We start from the raw sequence: 18320 nt of genomic DNA, 5'->3' as shown, positions 1-18320 counted from the left end.
CGACCGCGCGATCTGTCACGCGATTCGGCGGAATCGCGTGACAGATCGCGCGGTCGGCGGTGGGCCCCGGTGGCGGTGGGCCCCGGTGGCGGTCGGCCCCGGCGGCGGTGGGCCCCCGGCGGCGGTGGGGACTACTTGGTGGCGTCCTCGAGGAGGGGCACCAGGTTGTCGATCGCGTAGAGCGTCGCGAGGCTCGTGCCGAGCGAGTAGGCGCTCGACAGGTCGCCGTCGATCACGACGTCACGGTCGTCGGCCACCGCGGGGATGGCCTTCCACTGCGGGTCCTCGGTGATCTCGGTCGTCTCGATCCAGATGGGGAACGCGACGATCAGGTCGGCGTCGAGCAGGTCGAGCTGCTCGGACGAGATGTCGACCGAGAAGCCGCCGGCGTTCGCGGGGATCTCCGCGATGGTCGGGCTCTGCTCGAACCCGAGGTTCTCCAGGAACTCGACGCGGCTCGACTCCTCGACGTACGCGCCCCAGCCCTCGCTCGTGCGGGTCGCGGCGGTCACGGTCTTGCCGTCCCACTCGGGGTGCGCGGCCGTCGCCTCGTCGAACGCGGCGTCGACCTCGTCGAGCAGCTGCTCGCCCTTCTCGGGCACGCCGAGCGCCGTCGAGATCATCTCCATCTGGTCGTCGGCGTCCGCGAGGTAGCTGTCGCCGCCCTCGGGCACGCCGATGGTCGTGGCGATCGACGAGAGCTTGTCGTAGCGCTCCTGGTCGCCCGACGAGCGGATGTCGAGGATGAGGTCGGGCTCGAGCGCGGCGATGGCCTCGTACGAGGGCTCGAGGGTCTCGATGATCTCGGGCGACTCGTCGTACAGGCCCTCGGCCCACGGGCCGACGCCGTCGCCGCCGAACCCGAGCCAGTCGGAGGCGCCCACGGGCTGCACGCCCAGCGCGAGCGCGGTCTCGGCGTCGCCCCAGCCGAGCGCGACGACCCGCTCGGGCTTCTCGTCGACGGTCACGGTGCCGAACTTGGTCTCGACGCTCGCGGGGAACGCGGCGTCGGCCGATCCGGCGGACGCGCCGTCGGTCGCGGCGTCCGTCGTGTCGTCGGACGACGAGCACGCGGTCAGGGTCAGGAGCGCGGCCGCCGCGGTGGCGGCGACGAGGGTACGAGTGCGGCGCGTCATGGGAGCGGCCCTCTCTGTCACGGGGCGTGGCACCGGCCGGTGGGTCGGTGCGGGGGGACGGCGCGATGGAAGCGCTGTCTCAGGCATTGGCAAGGCTAGCCTAAGATGGAACCCATCGTGCACGACAGCCCCCCGACCACCCTCCCGGCCCCACCCAGGCCGCGCGCGCCCGGCCTGCAGAGCCCCGGCGCGCGCACCGCTGCGCTCGTGACCGCCCTCGTGGTGCTCGTCGTGTGCGTCGTGGCGAGCCTCGCGATCGGCTCGCGGGCCGTCCCGGTCGGCACCGTCTGGGCCGCCCTGACCGGGGGCGACGTCCCTGCCGCCGACCACGCGGCCGTCGTCGGGCTCCGTCTGCCCCGCACGGTGCTCGGCCTCGCGGTGGGCGCGTCGCTCGCCGTGGCGGGCGCCGTGATCCAGGCCGTGACCCGCAACCCGCTCGCCGACCCCGGGATCCTCGGCGTCACGAGCGGCTCGGCGTTCCTCGTCGCGGTCGCCGTCGGGTTCCTGGGCGTGACGTCGCCCACCGGGTACGTGTGGTTCGCGTTCGCCGGTGCGCTCCTGGCGACCGTCGCGGTGTACCTCGTCGGGTCCGCCGGGCGCGGCACGCCCGGCCCGGCCCAGCTCACGCTCGCGGGCGTCGCGCTCGGCGCGGTGCTCTCGGGCCTCGTCTCCGCGATCCGCCTGACCGACCCCGAGCGCTTCGCCGCGATCCAGGCGTGGGAGTCCGGCTCGTTCCAGAACCGCGGCTGGGACGTGATCGTGCCCGTGCTGCCCTTCGTGGTCGTCGGCCTCCTGCTCGCGCTCGCTCTCACCGGGCCGCTCAACGCCCTGTCGCTCGGCGACGACCTCGCGCACGCGCTCGGCTCGTCGGTCGGACGCACGCGCGTGCTCGCCGTCGTCGTCGTGACCTTGCTCGCGGGCGGCGCGACCGCGATGGCCGGACCGATCGTGTTCGTGGGCCTCATGGTCCCGCACGTCGCCCGCTGGGTCGTCGGGCCCGACCAGCGGTGGATCGTCGCGCTCAGCATGGTCCTGGGGCCGGTCCTCGTCCTCGTGGCGGACGTCGCAGCCCGGGTCGTCGCCCGACCCGGCGAGATCCCGGTCGGGGTCGTCACGGCCTTCGTCGGTGCTCCCGTCCTCGTCGCGCTCGTGCGCCGTCGGAAGGTCACGGGGCTGTGAGCGCGCCGACGTCCGCCCCGCTGCGCGCGGGTTCGCACCCGCCCACCAGACCGCGGACGCCGCGTCGGCGCGGGCTCGTCGTGGCCGTGTCGCTCGGGGCTGCGGCCCTCGTGCTCGTCGTGCTCGGCCTCGGGCTCGGCGACTACCCGCTCGGACCCCTCGAGGTCGTGCGTGCCCTCGGCGGCGACCAGGGTTTCGCGTCGACCGTGGTGCTCGAGTGGCGCCTGCCCCGCGTGCTCGCGGCGCTCGCGTTCGGTGCGGCGCTCGGCGTCTCGGGGGCCCTGTTCCAGTCGCTCACGCGCAACCCGCTCGGCTCGCCCGACGTCATCGGCTTCGCGACCGGCTCGTTCACGGGCGTGCTCGTGTTCACGGTGCTGCTCGGCGGCTCGGTGCTCGGCGCGACGGGCGGTGCGCTCGTCGGCGGTCTCGCGACCGCCCTCGTGGTCTACCTGCTCGCCTACCGCGACGGCGTCCAGGGGTTCCGGCTCATCGTCGTCGGCATCGCGATCACCGCGATGCTCGGATCGTTCAACACGTGGCTGCTACTCAAGGTCCAGACCGAGGTCGCGATGGCCGCCTCGATGTGGGCGGCCGGATCGCTCGGGCTCGTCGGGTGGTCGCAGCTGTGGCCCGCGGCGCTCATGCTCGCGCTCCTCGTGCCGTGCGTGCTCGCGGTCGCCCGGCCGCTGCGGCAGCTCGAGCTCGGCGACGACGCGGCCGCGGCGCACGGCGTGCGCGTCGAGCCCGCCCGCCTCGTGATCCTCGTGGTCGGCGTGGCCCTGACCGCCGTGGTCGTCGCGACCACCGGACCGATCGCGTTCGTCGCGCTCGCCGCGCCGCAGATCGCCAAGCGGCTCGCGGGCGGCGCGGGGCTCCCGCTCGGGCACACCGCGCTGCTCGGCGGCACGCTGCTCCTCGCCGCCGACCTCGTGGCGCAGCACCTGCTCCCGACCGACCTGCCCGTGGGTATCGTGACGATCGTGCTCGGCGGCGTCTACCTGCTGACGCTCCTCGTCCGCGAGGCCCGGAGGACCGTATGACCGCGAAGGACACCATGAGCACCTCGGACGACGCCGCGACGCCGGCCACCGCCGCGAAGCCGGCCCCCGGGGCGCCGTCCGACAGCCCGGCAGCGCTCGACGCCGCCGCAGCGACCGGGCAGACCTCGCGCCTCGCCGCCGTCGACGTCACGCTCGCCTACGAGCGCACGACGGTCTCCGAGGGGCTCTCGGTCGAGATCCCCGACCGCTCCTTCACCGTGATCGTCGGACCCAACGCGTGCGGCAAGTCGACGCTCCTGCGCGCGCTGTCCCGTCTGCTCAAGCCCGCCGCCGGACAGGTCGTGCTCGACGGCCGGTCGATCGCCGACCTGCACACCAAGGAGGCCGCCCGGCGCATCGGGCTCCTGCCGCAGAGCGCGATCGCCCCCGACGGGATCACCGTCGCCGACCTCGTCGCCCGCGGTCGCTACCCCCACCAAGGCCTGTTCCGGGCGCGCGGGGAGGACGACGCGCGCGCCGTCGCCGCCGCGATGGCGGCCACGTCGGTCACGGCGCTCGCGGACGTGCCGGTCGACGAGCTCTCGGGCGGCCAGCGCCAGCGCGTGTGGGTCGCGATGGCGCTCGCGCAGGAGACCCGGATCCTGCTGCTCGACGAGCCCACGACGTTCCTCGACATCGCGCACCAGATCGAGCTCCTCGACCTGTTCGCACGCCTGCACGCGGACGGCAGCACGCTCGTCGCGGTGCTGCACGACCTCAACCACGCGGCGCGCTACGCGACGCACCTCGTCGCGATGAAGGACGGCGAGGTCGTGACGCAGGGGCCGCCCGGCGAGATCGTGACCGCCGAGATGGTCGAGCACGTCTTCGGGCTGCCGTGCCTCGTGATCCCGGACCCCCTCACGGGGACGCCGCTCGTGGTGCCGCGCAGCGCGACGCGCTGAGCTCGGTCCGGCTGAGCTCAGCCCGCCGGACGGTAGCCCGTGATCGAGCCGCACCGTTCGGCGTCGACGACGGGATCGAGCTCGTACCTCCCGGGCGCGCCGCTCGCCGGGTCGAACACGAACCCTGTGATCGCGGTCGGGTCGGCGTCGAGCCGCGCGAGCAGCTCGTCGATCGTCTCGCCGCCCCACCCGACGAAGGTGTCGACGTCGCGCGGGCCCGCCTCGGTGTCGACCGCGACGATCTTCCCGCCCTCGACCGTGACGACGTACCGGCCGTCGAGGGAGCGCGCGCCGCACGTGCCGTCCAGCGCGAACGTGTAGTCGGTGGCGCCGTTGAGCGCCCAGGTCGAGCGGGCGGTCTCGAGGTCGGCGGCGAACGGTGCCTCGTCGCTCGGCTCGTCGCCCGTGCATGCCGCCAGGGAGACGACGGCGGCGAGAGCGATCCCGGTGACGAGGGTCCGGCGGGCCGACGGTGAGGTGCGGGCAGACGTGGCAGGCGTGGCGCGGCGCGTCGGTGCGCTCATGGTGGTTCCCCCTGGAATCACGACGGGACGATGGACGGATCATGACAGGCCCGGGTCCGGGTCGGCCCGCCCGCTCGTATCCCGGACCGGCCCGGCGGCGATCACTCCGCGGGCGTGAAGTCGCTGATCGTCGCGCACTCCTCGTCGTCGATCGCCTCGGGCAGCGGGTCGAGCTCGTAGCGCGTCGGGACCCCCGTGGCAGGGTCGGCGTCGAACGCCGTGAGGTGTCCGGCGTCGTCCGCGAGTCGGTCGAGGAGGTCGGGGATCGTCGCGCCGCCCCACGACGTGAACGTCTCCGGCTCGACGGATCCGTCCGGCCCCACGACCTCCACCACGACGTCGTCCTCGACCGTGACCTCGAACCTGCCGTAGAGCGCGCGCTCGCCGCAGCCCGCGTCGAGCACGTAGGCGTAGTCCGGCACGCCTGCGGCCGCCCACGCCGTCCGGGCGGCCTCGACGTCGCCGGCGGCGCACCCGCCCAGCAGGAGGCCGAGCGCCACCACGGCCCCGGCGAGGGGGAGGGCGGGTCGGCCGTGCGTGCGACGGCGGGTCATCGGGGCTCCTCGAGGACGGTCGGTGGGGTCACGCCCTGCCTGTGTGCCGACGCCGGCGGGCCTTGCGCACCGGGACGGCTTGCGCACCGGGACACCTTGCGTTCCGGGACACAATGGGCGCATGGCCATCTTCGCGTTCTCCGTCGCCCCGCTCGGTGCAGGGGAGTCCGTCACGGACTCCGTCGCCGAGGCCGTCCGCATCGTCCGCGAGTCGGGCCTGCCCAACCGCACCACGTCGATGTTCACCGAGATCGAGGGCGACTGGGACGACGTCATGCCCGTCATCCAGCGCGCGACCGAGGCCGTGGGCGCGGGCGGGCACCGGGTCTCGTTGGTGCTCAAGGCGGACATCCGGCCGGGCGCGACGGGCGAGCTCACCGGCAAGGTCGAGCGGGTCGAGCGCAGGCTCGCCGAGGGTGCCGCCGAAATGTGACGTCCGTATGGTGGAGAACACGTGAGAAGGCGGGAATGTCTTGTCAGGGGTGTGCACCAAGCGACGTAGGCTATGCGTCACACCGCCCCGCCACCGTGCCGAGAGCCCCCAGGAGACCGTCCGTGCCCCTCTTCGAGGTCGACCCGGAGCGTCCTGTTCTCGTCCAGCCCGACGAGGGCGTGACCCTCTCGACGACCGCGCAGCGCGTGGTCGACGGGCAGATCGACGCCCTGCTCGGTGAGCGGATCTTCCCCATCGCGGAGGGCCGCTCGGCGGCAGACCCGCACCTGCTCGCGATCGACGCGAGCGGCTCGCCCGTGGTCATCGAGGTCGTCGCGAACCTCGACGACGCCGCGCTGCAGCGCGCGCTCAAGCACGCGGGGGCGGCCGGGCGCCTGACCCGCGGCGAGCTCGCCGCCCGGTACAGCGGCGGGGCGGACGCGTTCGCCCCCGACCTCGACGCCTTCTTCGACGGCCTGCCGTACGGCACGGGCGGCAGCATGACGCCGGGTGCGGGCGCGCGGCTCGTCGTGATCTGCTCGGCCGCGCGTGACGACGTGCTCGACGCGGTCGACTTCATCCGGCAGCCCGGCGCGCGCGCCTCGGTGCTGCGGGTCGCGGTCGTCCACGCCGAGGACGGCCGACGCTACGTCGACGTCTCCCCGCTCGCGGTCGAGCGTGCCGTCGACCCGGGCCTCGTGACCATCGACGCCCCCGCGGCGCGCGACGAGATCCCCGTGCGCCAGCACTCGCAGTCGCCCACGAAGAAGCCCGCGCGGTCGCGCCGCGCCGCGCGTGCCGAGGCCGAGTCCGCCCCCGTCGCGGCCGTCGACCCGACGCCCGAGCCGGCGCGCTGGACCCCCGCGGTCTCGGTGTCGGACGCCGTCCCCGCGGTCCCGGCACCGCCCGCGGTCCGGTCGCGCTCGGCCGGTTCCATGTCGCCAGGTGCATCTTCGTCGGGTTCCTCGTCAGCGGGTGCATCGTCTCCGGGCGCTTCGTCGGCGGGTGCGTCCTCGGCAGTGCCGTCGTCCGCCTCCTCCGCGCGGCCGGCGGTCGAGGTGCCGGCCCCCGTGAGCGCCCCGGTGCGCATGACGCGTGCTGCCGCCCGGGCGGCCGCGCGCGCGCTCGAGACGCCCCAGAGCGTGCCGACCACGCACGACGTGCCGGTCGCCGAGTCGTACGGTGCGGAGTCGTCGCGCTCGGTGAGCTCGCAAGCCGAGTCGTCGCCGGCGACCCCACCCACGCGGCGCAGCCGCCGCGAGCCGTCCGGCCCGGTGCCGACTCGACGGTCCGCGCGCGAGGCGTCGTCCGACCTGCCGACCTACGAGAGCGCGCCGCGGTACGACGCGGGGAGCGGGTCGTCGAGCGGATACACGCCCTCGACGGGCTACACGCCGCCGTCGAGCTACACGCCGCCGTCGACGTACACCCCGCCGTCGACGTACACCCCGCCGACCTACGCAACCCCCGCCTACGCACCGCCGACGCCCCCGCGCGGGACGCGCAGCCACGAGCCGGAGACGCCGTCCTCCGAGGCGCCCAGCTACGAGGCGCCCAGCTACGACGCGCCGTCGTACGAGAGGTCTTCCTCCGAGGCCCCCACGTACGGGTCGACGGGCTACGCGTCGTCCGACCGTGACACGTCCGGCTACGGATCGTCCGCGTACGGCGGCTCCACCGACGAGGCGCCCCGTCGCGCGTCCGCGTACTCGTCGGACTACGCGGCCCCGACCTACGAGCCCCCTGCCTACGAGGCGCCGACCTACGAGGCCTCCGCCTACGCGGCCCCTGCCTACGAGCCGCTCTCGTACGAGCAGCCTCGCTACGACCCGCCCGCCTACGACCGTCGCGCCTACGACGAGCCTGACGCGTACGCGCCGCCCGTCTACGACGCACCGCCTGCCGCGGGTCGCGAGCCGAGCCCGCTCTCGGCGGCGTTCCCGGTGCCCGACTTCGACGAGGACGACCCGGACCTCGCGTCGCTCGCCCGCTCGATCGGGACCCCGTGCCACCTGGTGTGGACCCGACCACGTCGTGGCGAGCGGTTCGAGGCGACGCTGCTGACGGACGGCTCGATCGAGCTCTCGGACGGCACGCGCTACCGCAGCCCCGACTCCGCGGCCGCCGCCGCGTCGGGCACCTACACGGCCGACGGCTGGAGCGTGTGGCGGTTCGGCGAGAACGGGCCGAGCCTCACGGACGAGTTCCGCGCGCGCTTCGCCTGAGGACCACCTCCCGGTCTCGTGCCACCCAGGGGTGCGTCGGCCCCGGCGAGAACAGGGTCTCCGGGCGGAGTCAGGCGTCGGCGTCCGGCACCGGCGCGGCGTCGGCGTGCGCGACGTGTCGCAACTGGCCCCAGATCAGCACCACGAACAGCGCGGACCCGGCGAACGCGAACCAGAACGGGGCCGTGACCCCGCCGTGCTGCGCGAGCACCCCGCCGACGGCGGCACCGATCACGAGACCGCCGAACACCCCGACGAGGTTGACCGAGCCGACGCGCCCCTGCAGGTGGGTGGGCACGGCGCGCTGGCGCACCGACGTCGACGTCGCGCCCCACACGAACGCGTGCGCGCCGAACACGAAGAAGATCGCGAGCGCGACCCATGGCGTCGTGGTGAGCGCGAGCCCGAGGTGCGTGAGCGTCTCGATGATCAGGCCGACCCGCAGGAGGTTGCCGAGGCTCACGCGCCGGGTGATCCAGCCGTAGGCGAAGGTCGCGAGCAGCCCGCCGACGGCCTGCACCGTGGTCACGAGCCCGAACCCGACCGCGCCCAGACCGAGGCGCTGCGTCGCGTACAGCACGAGCACCGACCATGCGGCGCCGAACGTGATGTTGAAGATGAAGATGGTCAGCACGAGCGTGCGCACGGCGGCGTGCCGCCACACCCACACGACCCCCTCGCGCACGTCGGCGAGCACGCGCGAGCGCGGGGCGTCGGCTTCCTTGGCGCGCCCGTGCGGCGGCAGCACGACGCGTGAGACGAGCAGCGTGCCGAACGCGACGAGCAGCGCCTGGGTCGCGAACGGCCATGCCTGCCCGATCGCGAACAGGAACGCTCCCACGGGCGGCCCGGCGAGCTGGTTGAGCGTGATGAAGCCGGCCTGCAGGCGCGAGTTCGCGAGCGCGATGTCGTCGCGCTGCACGAGCATCGGCAGGATCGTCCCCGAGGCGTTGTCGGCGAACGTCTCGGCGGTGCCGAGCACGAACATCGCGGCGAGCACGAGCCAGATCGGTGCGGCGTCGACCGCGACGGCGAGCACGAGCACCCCGAGCACCGCGCACCGGGCGACGTTGACCGCGACGACGAGGCGGCGCCGGTCCACGCGGTCGGTCACGACCCCGGCCCAGAGGCCGAACAGCAGGGGCGGCAGCCACTGCAGCAGGGCCGCGAGCGCGACGACGAACGCGTCGTCGGTGCGCGCCGCGACGAGCAGCGGGCCGGCGGCGAGCGCGATGCCGTCGCCCACGTTCGTCGTCCACGACGACGACAGCAACCACCGGAACCCCGTCCCGAACCGGGGCGGGGCGACGAGGTCGACGAGTCTGCTCACGAGCCACAGAGCCTACGTCAGGCCTCCGCGGGACCCGGCACCACGCCGTCCTACCCCCACCCGTAGCCCGCGGCCCACCGCGTGATCTCGGCGTAGAAGCGGGCGCGCGGGCCCGGGGCCGAGAGCGCGAGGTCGTGGATCCCGCCGGGGATGCGCGCGATCGTCACGGTGCTGCCGAGCGACGGTGCGCGCCGGGAGAGCACGTCGACGTCGAGCACGATGTCGGCCGAGCGCATGTCCTCGCTCCAGCGCGGCGTGATGATCGTGCGCGAGGAGAGCAGCACGATGATCGGCTCGGCGATGTGCAGGCCCGCCTGGACCTTCGCGTGGCCGTCGATGATCGCGGCGAGCCACCCGCCGCGCACCGGGAACGACACGGACGGCCGCCACGTCTTGTCGTAGGTCCACTCGCCGCCGTCGTCGACGTGCAAGGTGCGGGCGTAGTAGCCGGGGTCGATGCTCGGCAGGGGGGCCCGGGGCTGGAACCGGGCGAGCTGGCGGATCGCGGGCGTCGAGATGGTGCGGACCACGGCCGAGCCCTGCATCTCGATCCAGGGCGAGTTGAGCACGAGCGCGCTGAGGCGGCCCGGGTTGCGCGCGGCCCACAGCACGCCCGTGAGGCCGCCCGTGGAGTGCCCCACGTACATGACGCGCACGTGCGTGCCGAGCTCGGCGTGAATCTCGGCGAGCGCGGCCTCGATGTCGGCGTCGTACTCGTCGAGGGACTCGACGTACCCCGGGGTCTGGTGCGGTCGCAGGCTGCGCCCGTACTTGCGCAGGTCCAGCGCGTAGAAGGCCGCGCCCTGGGCGTGCCAGTACTCGGCGAGGCCGGTCTGGAAGAAGTAGTCGGACCACCCGTGCACGTAGAGCACCGCGCGCGCGGGCCGCACGGGCGAGTCGCTCGGCGGCTCGTACCGCACGAGCGTCGCGACGACGTCGCCCTCGTCGTCCGCCCCGAGCTCGAGCGTGAGCCGGCGGTAGTCGGGGCCGAGGACGTCCTCGACCCACCCGTCCCGGGCTGCGGTCACGGCTCGAGCACCACCTTGCCGAACTGGTCGCCGCCCGCGATGCGGGCGAAGCCCTCGGCCGCGCGTGCGAGGGGCAGCACGGTGTCGAGCGTCGGGCGCACGCCCGTGCGGTCGACGAACCGCAGGAGCGCGGCGAGGTCGTCGCGCGTGCCCATCGTGACGCCCTGGACGCGCAGCTCGTTGAAGAAGATCCGGGTGAGCTCGGCGGGGCTCGGGTCGCCCGACGTCGCTCCGGCGACCGCGATCGTGCCGCCCGGTCGCAGCGAGCGCACCGAGTGCGACCAGGTCGCGGCGCCGACCGACTCGACGACGGCGTCGACCCGCGAGGGCAGGCGCGCGCCGGGCTCGAACGCGGCGGCGGCGCCGAGCGCGACCGCGCGCTCGCGCTTGTCGGCGCTGCGCGACGTCGCGAACACCTCGATCCCGGCCGCCGCGGCGAGCGTGATCGCGGCCGACGTGAGGCCGCCGCCCGCGCCCTGCACGAGCACGCGGTCGCCCGGCGCGAGCTCGGCCGCGCGGAACAGCATCCGGTACGCGGTGAGCCACGCGGTCGGCAGGCACGCGGCCTCGACGAACCCGAGCCCGGCGGGCTTGGGCACGAGGTTCGCGGTCGGCACGGACACCTGCTCGGCGAGCGTGCCCTGGTACTTCTCGGACAGCAGCGACCGGGTCTCGCGCGGTCCGACGCCGTGTCCGTCGGCCCCGATCACGCCGTGCACCACGACCTCGGTGCCGTCGGGGGCGACGCCCGCGGCGTCGGTGCCGAGGATCATCGGCAGGCGCTCGTCGGGCAGCCCGACGCCGCGCAGCGACCACAGGTCGTGGTGGTTGAGCGACGCGGCGCGCACGTCGACGGTGGTCCAGTGCTCGCGCGGCTCGGGGGCGGGGCGGTCCCCGACCTCGAGGGCGTCGAGCGGGGAGTCGGGGCGGGTCGTGGTCACGTAGGCGGCGAGCATGGATCCAACGTAGCCCGAGGTCACCGGCTGGGCCGGGCGGGGCGGAGAGATCGCGGGGCCGGGCGGGGCGGAGCGGCCGCCGGGCCCGGTGGGGGAGGGCCGGGCCCGGGCGGCGGCGCGTGGGTCGCCCGCGCTAGCGTGTCGCCATGAGCGCAGGCAGCGAGCACGTGGCGGACACGCACGACCTGATCCGGGTGCAGGGCGCCCGCGTCAACAACCTCAAGGACGTGAGCGTCGAGCTCCCCAAGCGCCGTGTCACGGTCTTCACGGGCGTGTCCGGCTCGGGCAAGAGCTCGCTCGTGTTCGGCACCATCGCGGCCGAGTCGCAGCGGCTCATCAACGAGACGTACAGCGCGTTCGTGCAGGGGTTCATGCCGACGCTCGGCCGCCCCGACGTCGACGTGCTCGACGGGCTGACGACGGCGATCGTCGTCGACCAGGAGCGCATGGGCGCGAACCCGCGCTCGACGGTCGGGACGGCGACCGACGCCCTGGCGATGCTGCGCATCCTGTTCAGCCGGCTCGGCGAGCCGCACATCGGGTCGGCGCAGGCGTTCTCCTTCAACGTCGCGTCGGTCAGCGGGGCGGGCGCGGTCGAGTTCGAGAAGGACGGCAAGAAGGTCAAGGAGCGCCGCGAGTTCACGGTCACGGGCGGCATGTGCCCGCGCTGCGAGGGCATGGGCAAGGTCACGGACTTCGACCTGACCGCGCTGTTCGACGCGTCGAAGTCGCTCGACGAGGGCGCGCTGACGGTCCCCGGGTACAGCGTCGACGGCTGGTACGGCCGGATCTTCCGCGGCTGCGGGTTCTTCGACGCGAGCAAGCCGGTCGGGGAGTTCACGGAGCGCGAGCTCGACGACCTGCTGCGCAAGGAGCCGACCAAGATCAGGGTCGACGGCATCAACCTCACGTACGAGGGCCTGATCCCGAAGATCCAGAAGTCGTTCCTGTCCAAGGACCGCGACGCGATGCAGCCGCACGTGCGGGCGTTCGTGGACCGCGCGGTCACGTTCACGGCGTGCCCGGAGTGCGGCGGGACGCGGCTCAACGCGGGGGCGCGCTCGTCGCGCATCGCCGGGGTCAACATCGCCGAGGCCTGCTCGATGCAGATCAGCGACCTCGCGACCTGGGTGCGGGGCCTCGACGAGCCGTCGGTCGCCCCGCTGCTCGAGACCCTGCGGCACGTGCTCGACTCGTTCGTCGAGATCGGGCTGGGCTACCTGTCGCTCGACCGGCCGGCGGGCACGCTCTCGGGCGGCGAGGCGCAGCGCACCAAGATGATCCGGCACCTGGGGTCGTCCCTCACGGACGTCACGTACGTGTTCGACGAACCGACGATCGGCCTGCACCCGCACGACATCGACCGCATGAACGCCCTCCTGCTGCGCCTGCGCGACAAGGGCAACACGGTGCTCGTCGTCGAGCACAAGCCTGAGGCGATCGCGATCGCCGACCACGTGGTCGACCTCGGTCCGCGCGCGGGCACGGCCGGCGGCGAGATCGTGTTCGAGGGCGACCTCGACGGCCTGCGGGCGAGCGGCACGCTCACGGGCCGCCACCTCGACGACCGTGCGACGCTCAAGCCGACGGTCCGGGCGGCGTCCGGCACGCTCGAGATCCGCGGCGCGGGCGAGAACAACCTGCAGGACGTCGACGTCGACCTCCCGCTGGGGGTGCTCGTGGTCCTGACCGGCGTCGCGGGGTCGGGCAAGAGCTCGCTCGTGCGCGGCTCGATCGCGGGCCGCGACGGCGTGGTCTCGATCGACCAGACGGCGATCCGTGGCTCGCGCCGGTCCAACCCGGCGACGTACACGGGGCTGCTCGACCCGATCCGCAAGGCGTTCGCCAAGGCGAACGGGGTCAAGCCCGCGCTGTTCAGCCCGAACTCCGAGGGTGCGTGCCCCACGTGCAAGGGCGCGGGCGTCGTCTACACGGACCTCGCGATGATGGCGGGCGTCGCGACGACCTGCGAGGAGTGCGAGGGACGGCGCTTCCAGGCGGCGGTGCTCGACTACCGCCTCGGCGGCCGGAACATCAGCGAGGTGCTCGCGATGTCGGTCGACGACGCGGTCGAGCACTTCGCGCAGGGCGAGGCGCGCATCCCCGCGGCGCACAAGATCCTGGACCGCATGGCCGACGTCGGGCTCGGGTACCTCACGCTCGGGCAGCCGTTGACGACCCTCTCGGGCGGCGAGCGGCAGCGCCTCAAGCTCGCGACGCACATGGGCGAGAAGGGCGGCGTCTACGTGCTCGACGAGCCGACCACGGGCCTGCACCTGGCCGACGTCCAGCAGCTCCTGGGGCTGCTCGACCGGCTGGTCGACGCGGGCCGGTCGGTCGTCGTGATCGAGCACCACCAGGCCGTCATGGCGCACGCCGACTGGATCGTCGACCTCGGCCCGGGTGCGGGGCACGACGGCGGGCGCGTGGTCTTCGAAGGCACGCCGGCCGACCTCGTGGCACAGCGCTCGACGCTCACGGGCGAGCATCTCGCCGCCTACGTCGGCGCCTGAGCGGGCGCCCGGTATCGCCGTCGTCTCACCGGTTCGTCCCGTGGCGTCCAGGACGCCCGAGATGCGCTAGGTTGCCCGCGACAACTACGAGCGACGGAGCGCGGGATGATCTTCTTCGGCTGGGGCCGCAACGCCCTCACCGCCCAGGTGAACGACACGCAGGCGGTCGTCCTGCGCTACTGGTACGTGCACGTGTTCTGGCTGTTCCGCCTCTCGTTCCCGTCGGGCTACGGCCTCGCGACGCTCACCGAGAACGGGTGGGCGACGCGCGACATGGAGCCGCACGAGAAGGCTCTCGCGCAGCGCGAGAAGCACGTGCGGATCCACTGGTGGTGGCGCTGGGGCCTGCTGATCGGTCTCGCCGCGCTGGTGCTCTTCGGGTCGCTCTGAGGCTCAGGCGGTGCCGGGCGACCCGGCGATGTTGACCATCCAGTGCACCCCGAACCGGTCGATCACGAGCCCGAACGCGTCGCCCCACGGGGCGACCTCGAGCGGCAGGGCGATGGTGCCACCGTCCGCGAGGCCGGCCCAGAACCCGCGCAGCTGCGCGTCGTCGTCGCCGCTGAGCGAGATCGACACCGCGCTGGTGAACCCGGGGTGCTCCATCCCGGGCGGGGTGTCGGCGCACATGAGCACGAGGCCACCGGGCGTCGTGAGCATGCCGTGCATGATCTTGTCGCGCTCGCCGGGCTCGTCGCTGATGCCGCCCTCGGCGAAGGTGCTCGAGTGCACCTCGCCGCCGAGCACCTGCTGGTAGAAGGCGAGCACCTCGGCGGCGTTCGCGTCGAACTGCAGGTAGGGGTTGAGCAGGGTCGCCATGGTCGCTCCTCGGCCGGGACCCGCCCCGACGGCGGGCCGCCCGTCCAGGCTAGGCGCGCCACGTCGTCCGCACCTGCTCAGAGCACGGGCAGCTCGCGGCCGAGGTCGGGCACGGAGCCCGCGGTGAACTCGGGGCGCAGGGCGCGGGCGAGGTCGTCGACGTCGTAGGGGCGCCGGCCCGCGGCGAGGCGCACCCACAGCCGGGCGTCGTCGACCTCGAGGCTCCACCCGCCGCGCGCGACGACGATCGCGAGCAGCTCGTCCGCGACGATCCCGAGCGCACCGCGCTCGACGGGGTCGCCGGGCACCCCGGGCAGCGAGCGCGCGATGTCGTCGGCGTGCACCACGAGCTCGACGACGCGCGAGACGACCATGTCGCGCAGGGTGATCGGGCCGCGGCGTGCCTGCACGACGCCGTGCGCGGGGTCGGCGCCGGGCGCGGGGGCCTCGGCCGGCGTCAGGGCGTCGAGCGTCGCGAACGCCTGGGCCGCGAGCCGGTCGATCCCGGCGAGCCGGTCGGGTGCGAGGGTGCCGTCGAGCTCGCGCGTGACGGCCGTGATCTCCGCGGCGCGGTCGGGGTACGAGCCCAGGTACTCGGCGAACGTGAGCGGCACGGTGCCCTCGGGCACGGCCGTGCACACCGCGAGGGCCTCCATCGAGCGGCCGAGGTGGCTCACGAGCTCGCCCACGGTCCAGCCCGGCAGCACGCTGTCTGCGTCGAACCAGGCGTCGTCGAGGTCGGCGTCGTCGAGCCAGGACCGCAGGTGGTCCCACTGGGCGTGCAGGGCGGCGGTCACGGTCGCGAGGTCGGCGCTCATGAGGCCATCCTGCCCGACCGGCCCGGAACCGCCCGGGCGGGTCAGATCGTGGCGCGCTCGCCCAGGAACGCCGAGACCATGGGTCCGAGCTGGTCGGACTCGATGAGGAACCCGTCGTGCCCGAACTCGGAGCGGATCGTGCGCAGCGGCAGGGCGTGCGGGATCCCGGCGGCGATGCGTGCCGAGTCGGCGGGCAGGAACAGCCGGTCGGTGTCGACCGCGACGACGAGGGCGCGTGCGGTGATGGCGCCGAGCGCCGCGTCGACGCCGCCGCGGTCGCGCCCGAGGTCGTGGGTGAGCATCGACTCGGTGAGGCGCACGTAGCTGTTGGCGTCGAACCGGCGGGCGAGCTTGTCGCCGTGGTGGTCGAGGTACGACTGGACCGCGTAGCGGCCGTCGGTCAGCGGGTCCTCGCCGCCCTGCGGGATCCGGCCGAACCGCGTGTCGAGCTCGCGCGCGGTGCGGTAGGTGGTGTGCGCGATCTGCCGGGCGACGGCGAGGCCCACGTGCGGGCCGTCGCCGTCGGCGGCGTCGTAGTAGTGCCCGTCGCGGAACCGCGGGTCGGCGTGGATCGCGGTGAGCTGCGGGTGCGCCCACGCGATCTGGTCGCCCGTGGTCTGCGCGGCGGTCGCGATCGCGGCGATCGCCTCGACCTCGATGCCGTGCTCGGGCCCGAGCACGGCCCACTCGAGCACGCGGTGCCCGCCCATGGACGCGCCGATCACGAGGTGCCAGCGCCGGATCCCGAGCGACCGGGCGAGCTCGATCTCGACGGCGACCTGGTCGCGCGGCGTGACGCGGGGGAAGTCCCCGCCCCACGCCGCGCCGTCGGGTCCGGTGCTCGACGGGCCCGTCGTTCCCTGGCAGCCGCCGAGCACGTTGGGCGCGACCACGAAGTACCGGTCGGTGTCGATGGGCGCCCCGGGGCCGACCATGGTCTCCCACCAGCCGGCGGTTGCGTGGCCGTCGCCCGCGGGCCCGGTCACGTGCGAGTCGCCGGTCAGGGCGTGCAGCAGCAGGACGGCGTTGCCGCCGTCCGCGTCGAGCGTGCCCCAGGTCTCGTAGGCGACGCGGACGTCGGGCAGCCGCGCACCACCCTCGAGGTCGAACGTGCCGACGTCGACGAACTCGCGGTGACCTGCGGGGTCGCCCTCGCGCCACGCGCCGGAGGCGGGCACGGGCGGGTGGGCGCGGTCGACCCGCGCACCGCGCGGCGTCCGCGCGGTGCGTCGTCCGGGGCCGGTCACGTCGTTCACCGCCGTCCACTGTACGTCGCCCGCCGGGGCGGGCGCGGGGGTGTCCAGGTGCAGGGTCACGGGTGTCAGACGCCGGTCGCGGCCTTGGCGGCGGTGAAGCCGAGCTCGAGGTCGGCGAGGATGTCCTCGACGTTCTCGATCCCGACCGAGAGCCGGACGAGCCCCGGCGTGACGCCCGACTGCGCCTGCTCGTCGGCCGTGAGCTGGCTGTGCGTGGTCGAGGCGGGGTGGATCACGAGCGATCGCACGTCGCCGATGTTGGCCACGTTCGAGTGCAGCTCGAGCGCCGAGACGAACGCCTTCCCGGCCGCGGCGCCGCCGTCGATCTCGAACGCGAGCACTGCGCCCGCGCCGCGCGGCAGGTACTTCTGCGCGGTCGCGTACGACGGGCTGGACGCCAGCCCCGCGTACCGCACCTGGCGGACGTCGTCCCTGGCCTCGAGCCACTCGGCGACCTTCTGGGCGCTGGCGACGTGCCGCTCGACGCGCAGCGACAGGGTCTCGATGCCCTGCGCGATGAGGAACGCGTTGAACGGGCTGATGGCCGAGCCGAGGTCGCGCAGGAGCTGCACGCGGGCCTTGAGCACGTACGCGAGGTTCGCGCCGAGGGCACCGTCGACGCCGAGGTCGCGCGCGTACACGATCCCGTCGTACGACGGGTCGGGGGTGTTGAAGCCGGGGAACCGCTCGGGGTCCTGCGCGAAGTCGAAGTTCCCGGAGTCGACGATCACGCCGCCGATCGCGGCGCCGTGGCCGCCGAGGTACTTGGTCGCGGAGTGCAGCACGATGTCGGCGCCGTGCTCGATCGGCCGTACGAGGTACGGCGTCGCGACGGTGTTGTCGACGATCAGCGGAACGCCCGCGGCGTGCGCGACGTCGGCGACGAGCGCGATGTCGAGCACGTCGGCCTTGGGGTTCGGGATGGTCTCGGCGAAGAACGCCTTGGTGGTGGGCCGGACGGCGTCACGCCACGCCTGGGGGTCGTGCGCGTCCTCGACGAACGTGGTCGTGATGCCCCAGCGGGCGAGCGTGTGGTGGAGCAGGTTGTAGGTGCCGCCGTACAGGGACGCGCTCGCGACCACATGGTCGCCCGCGTCGGCGAGGTTGAGGATCGCGAAGGTCTCGGCGGCCTGCCCAGAGGCGAGGAGCAGCGCGCCGACGCCGCCCTCGAGGTCGGCGATGCGGTTCTCGACGACCTCCTGGGTCGGGTTGCCGATGCGCGTGTAGATCGGGCCGAGGTCCTTGAGCGCGAACCGGTCGGCGGCGGTCGCGGCGTCGGGGAACACGAACGACGTGGTCTGGTAGATCGGCAGCGCGCGGGCCCCGGTCGTGGGGTCGGCGCTCTGGCCGGCGTGGATCTGGCGGGTCTCGAACGACCAGGCGGGCTGAGGTGCGGTCATGGTGGGCTCCAGGGTGTGCGTCGCGGGCTTCCGGGGTCTTGGCGGGCCGGGGTCTTGGCGAGAGGTGGGCGCACGTGCCCGAGCCGGCCCCGCACGGCGGCGACGCCGGGGGAGCGGGTGCCCGGCCGCGCGATGACGGCGGTCGGGCAGGTCGAACGTGCGCGAGGGTCAGCAGCAGCACATTCGACGGGTCATGCGGACGAC

At 74.1% G+C, this 18320-nt stretch carries 17 protein-coding genes; 7 read left to right on the top strand and 10 right to left on the bottom strand.

The window, feature by feature from the left end; all coding sequences use genetic code 11:
• Nucleotides 1–131 precede the first annotated feature (131 nt).
• Nucleotides 132–1136, bottom strand: coding sequence for an iron-siderophore ABC transporter substrate-binding protein (locus CLV28_RS10425; protein WP_100423265.1), 1005 nt, complete (start codon nt 1134–1136; stop codon nt 132–134).
• Nucleotides 1137–1241: 105 nt separating this feature from the next.
• Between CLV28_RS10425 and CLV28_RS10420 the strand changes: the two genes are divergently transcribed.
• From CLV28_RS10420 to CLV28_RS10410, 3 genes are read left to right on the top strand one after another with little or no spacing between them, the layout of a single operon-like run.
• On the top strand, nt 1242–2315 hold the full coding sequence (locus tag CLV28_RS10420; protein ID WP_100423264.1) for a FecCD family ABC transporter permease: 1074 nt from the start codon (nt 1242–1244) through the stop codon (nt 2313–2315).
• Complete coding sequence (locus CLV28_RS10415; protein ID WP_100423263.1) at nt 2312–3355, top strand: FecCD family ABC transporter permease; 1044 nt, start codon at nt 2312–2314, stop codon at nt 3353–3355. Before CLV28_RS10420 ends, CLV28_RS10415 begins: the two co-directional genes overlap by 4 nt.
• Nucleotides 3352–4260, top strand: a complete 909-nt coding sequence (locus CLV28_RS10410) for an ABC transporter ATP-binding protein (RefSeq protein ID WP_239073057.1) — start codon at nt 3352–3354, stop codon at nt 4258–4260. Before CLV28_RS10415 ends, CLV28_RS10410 begins: the two co-directional genes overlap by 4 nt.
• Before the next feature lie 17 nt (nt 4261–4277).
• On the opposite strand, the gene CLV28_RS10405 is transcribed toward CLV28_RS10410, so the two are convergent.
• Both CLV28_RS10405 and CLV28_RS10400 read right to left on the bottom strand, forming a co-directional pair.
• A complete protein-coding gene (locus CLV28_RS10405; RefSeq protein WP_100423262.1) occupies nt 4278–4784 on the bottom strand; it encodes a DUF6174 domain-containing protein in 507 nt (168 codons plus the stop codon).
• Between the two features lie 101 nt (nt 4785–4885).
• Nucleotides 4886–5338 (bottom strand): DUF6174 domain-containing protein, encoded by a 453-nt coding sequence (locus tag CLV28_RS10400; protein WP_100423261.1) that lies wholly within the window; start codon nt 5336–5338, stop codon nt 4886–4888.
• 121 nt (nt 5339–5459) lie between these two features.
• Here CLV28_RS10400 and CLV28_RS10395 point away from each other — a divergent pair, with 121 nt between their 5' ends.
• Together CLV28_RS10395 and CLV28_RS10390 are read left to right on the top strand one after the other, a co-directional pair.
• Nucleotides 5460–5771: an MTH1187 family thiamine-binding protein gene (locus CLV28_RS10395; protein WP_100423260.1), complete on the top strand. Its 312-nt coding sequence runs from the start codon at nt 5460–5462 to the stop codon at nt 5769–5771.
• Nucleotides 5772–5893: 122 nt separating this feature from the next.
• The gene (locus tag CLV28_RS10390; RefSeq protein WP_100423259.1) at nt 5894–7996 is read left to right on the top strand and encodes a restriction system modified-DNA reader domain-containing protein; all 2103 of its coding nucleotides are present in this window, start codon (nt 5894–5896) and stop codon (nt 7994–7996) included.
• Between the two features lie 70 nt (nt 7997–8066).
• On the opposite strand, the gene CLV28_RS10385 is transcribed toward CLV28_RS10390, so the two are convergent.
• From CLV28_RS10385 to CLV28_RS10375, 3 genes are read right to left on the bottom strand one after another with little or no spacing between them, the layout of a single operon-like run.
• A complete protein-coding gene (locus tag CLV28_RS10385) occupies nt 8067–9326 on the bottom strand; it encodes an MFS transporter (RefSeq protein ID WP_100423258.1) in 1260 nt (419 codons plus the stop codon).
• Between the two features lie 50 nt (nt 9327–9376).
• Nucleotides 9377–10354, bottom strand: a complete 978-nt coding sequence (locus CLV28_RS10380) for an alpha/beta hydrolase (RefSeq protein ID WP_100423257.1) — start codon at nt 10352–10354, stop codon at nt 9377–9379.
• Nucleotides 10351–11310, bottom strand: coding sequence for a zinc-binding dehydrogenase (locus CLV28_RS10375; protein ID WP_100423256.1), 960 nt, complete (start codon nt 11308–11310; stop codon nt 10351–10353). The genes CLV28_RS10380 and CLV28_RS10375 overlap by 4 nt, the downstream gene beginning before the upstream one ends.
• A gap of 146 nt (nt 11311–11456) precedes the next feature.
• On the opposite strand from CLV28_RS10375, the gene CLV28_RS10370 reads away from it, so the two are divergent.
• Both CLV28_RS10370 and CLV28_RS10365 read left to right on the top strand, forming a co-directional pair.
• Nucleotides 11457–13823 (top strand): ATP-binding cassette domain-containing protein, encoded by a 2367-nt coding sequence (locus CLV28_RS10370; protein ID WP_100423255.1) that lies wholly within the window; start codon nt 11457–11459, stop codon nt 13821–13823.
• A 105-nt stretch (nt 13824–13928) separates the two neighbouring features.
• Nucleotides 13929–14213: a hypothetical protein gene (locus tag CLV28_RS10365; RefSeq protein ID WP_100423254.1), complete on the top strand. Its 285-nt coding sequence runs from the start codon at nt 13929–13931 to the stop codon at nt 14211–14213.
• Nucleotides 14214–14216: 3 nt separating this feature from the next.
• Here the strand turns inward: CLV28_RS10365 and CLV28_RS10360 are convergent, their stop codons facing one another.
• The 4 genes from CLV28_RS10360 to CLV28_RS10345 all read right to left on the bottom strand — a co-directional run bounded on the left by CLV28_RS10360 (nt 14217) and on the right by CLV28_RS10345 (nt 18116).
• Nucleotides 14217–14642: a VOC family protein gene (locus CLV28_RS10360; protein ID WP_100423253.1), complete on the bottom strand. Its 426-nt coding sequence runs from the start codon at nt 14640–14642 to the stop codon at nt 14217–14219.
• A 77-nt stretch (nt 14643–14719) separates the two neighbouring features.
• Nucleotides 14720–15460 carry a maleylpyruvate isomerase N-terminal domain-containing protein gene (locus tag CLV28_RS10355; protein WP_100423252.1) on the bottom strand — a complete coding sequence of 247 codons (741 nt, stop codon included), beginning with the start codon at nt 15458–15460 and terminating at the stop codon, nt 14720–14722.
• A 41-nt stretch (nt 15461–15501) separates the two neighbouring features.
• Entirely contained in the window at nt 15502–16707 is a 1206-nt protein-coding gene (gene metX / locus CLV28_RS10350; RefSeq protein WP_373314234.1) for a homoserine O-acetyltransferase MetX, read from the bottom strand.
• A gap of 74 nt (nt 16708–16781) precedes the next feature.
• The gene (locus CLV28_RS10345; protein WP_100423251.1) at nt 16782–18116 is read right to left on the bottom strand and encodes a bifunctional o-acetylhomoserine/o-acetylserine sulfhydrylase; all 1335 of its coding nucleotides are present in this window, start codon (nt 18114–18116) and stop codon (nt 16782–16784) included.
• Between the last annotated feature and the right edge of the window lie 204 nt (nt 18117–18320).

This window comes from Sediminihabitans luteus (assembly GCF_002797595.1).
GTDB classification, from domain to species: domain Bacteria; phylum Actinomycetota; class Actinomycetes; order Actinomycetales; family Cellulomonadaceae; genus Paraoerskovia; species Paraoerskovia lutea.
Note: the sequence above shows the minus strand (reverse complement) of the source record. Positions and strands in the feature narration are given on the sequence as shown.

Coding starts and splice junctions, on each gene's coding strand:
- CLV28_RS10365 (WP_100423254.1), top strand. CDS start 13,929: ATGATCTTCTTCGGCTGGGGCCGCAACGCCCTCACCGCCCAGGTGAAC.
- CLV28_RS10425 (WP_100423265.1), bottom strand. CDS start 1,136: ATGACGCGCCGCACTCGTACCCTCGTCGCCGCCACCGCGGCGGCCGCG.
- CLV28_RS10370 (WP_100423255.1), top strand. CDS start 11,457: ATGAGCGCAGGCAGCGAGCACGTGGCGGACACGCACGACCTGATCCGG.
- CLV28_RS10420 (WP_100423264.1), top strand. CDS start 1,242: ATGGAACCCATCGTGCACGACAGCCCCCCGACCACCCTCCCGGCCCCA.
- CLV28_RS10345 (WP_100423251.1), bottom strand. CDS start 18,116: ATGACCGCACCTCAGCCCGCCTGGTCGTTCGAGACCCGCCAGATCCAC.
- CLV28_RS10410 (WP_239073057.1), top strand. CDS start 3,352: ATGACCGCGAAGGACACCATGAGCACCTCGGACGACGCCGCGACGCCG.
- CLV28_RS10355 (WP_100423252.1), bottom strand. CDS start 15,460: ATGAGCGCCGACCTCGCGACCGTGACCGCCGCCCTGCACGCCCAGTGG.
- CLV28_RS10395 (WP_100423260.1), top strand. CDS start 5,460: ATGGCCATCTTCGCGTTCTCCGTCGCCCCGCTCGGTGCAGGGGAGTCC.
- CLV28_RS10375 (WP_100423256.1), bottom strand. CDS start 11,310: ATGCTCGCCGCCTACGTGACCACGACCCGCCCCGACTCCCCGCTCGAC.
- CLV28_RS10405 (WP_100423262.1), bottom strand. CDS start 4,784: ATGAGCGCACCGACGCGCCGCGCCACGCCTGCCACGTCTGCCCGCACC.
- CLV28_RS10360 (WP_100423253.1), bottom strand. CDS start 14,642: ATGGCGACCCTGCTCAACCCCTACCTGCAGTTCGACGCGAACGCCGCC.
- CLV28_RS10400 (WP_100423261.1), bottom strand. CDS start 5,338: ATGACCCGCCGTCGCACGCACGGCCGACCCGCCCTCCCCCTCGCCGGG.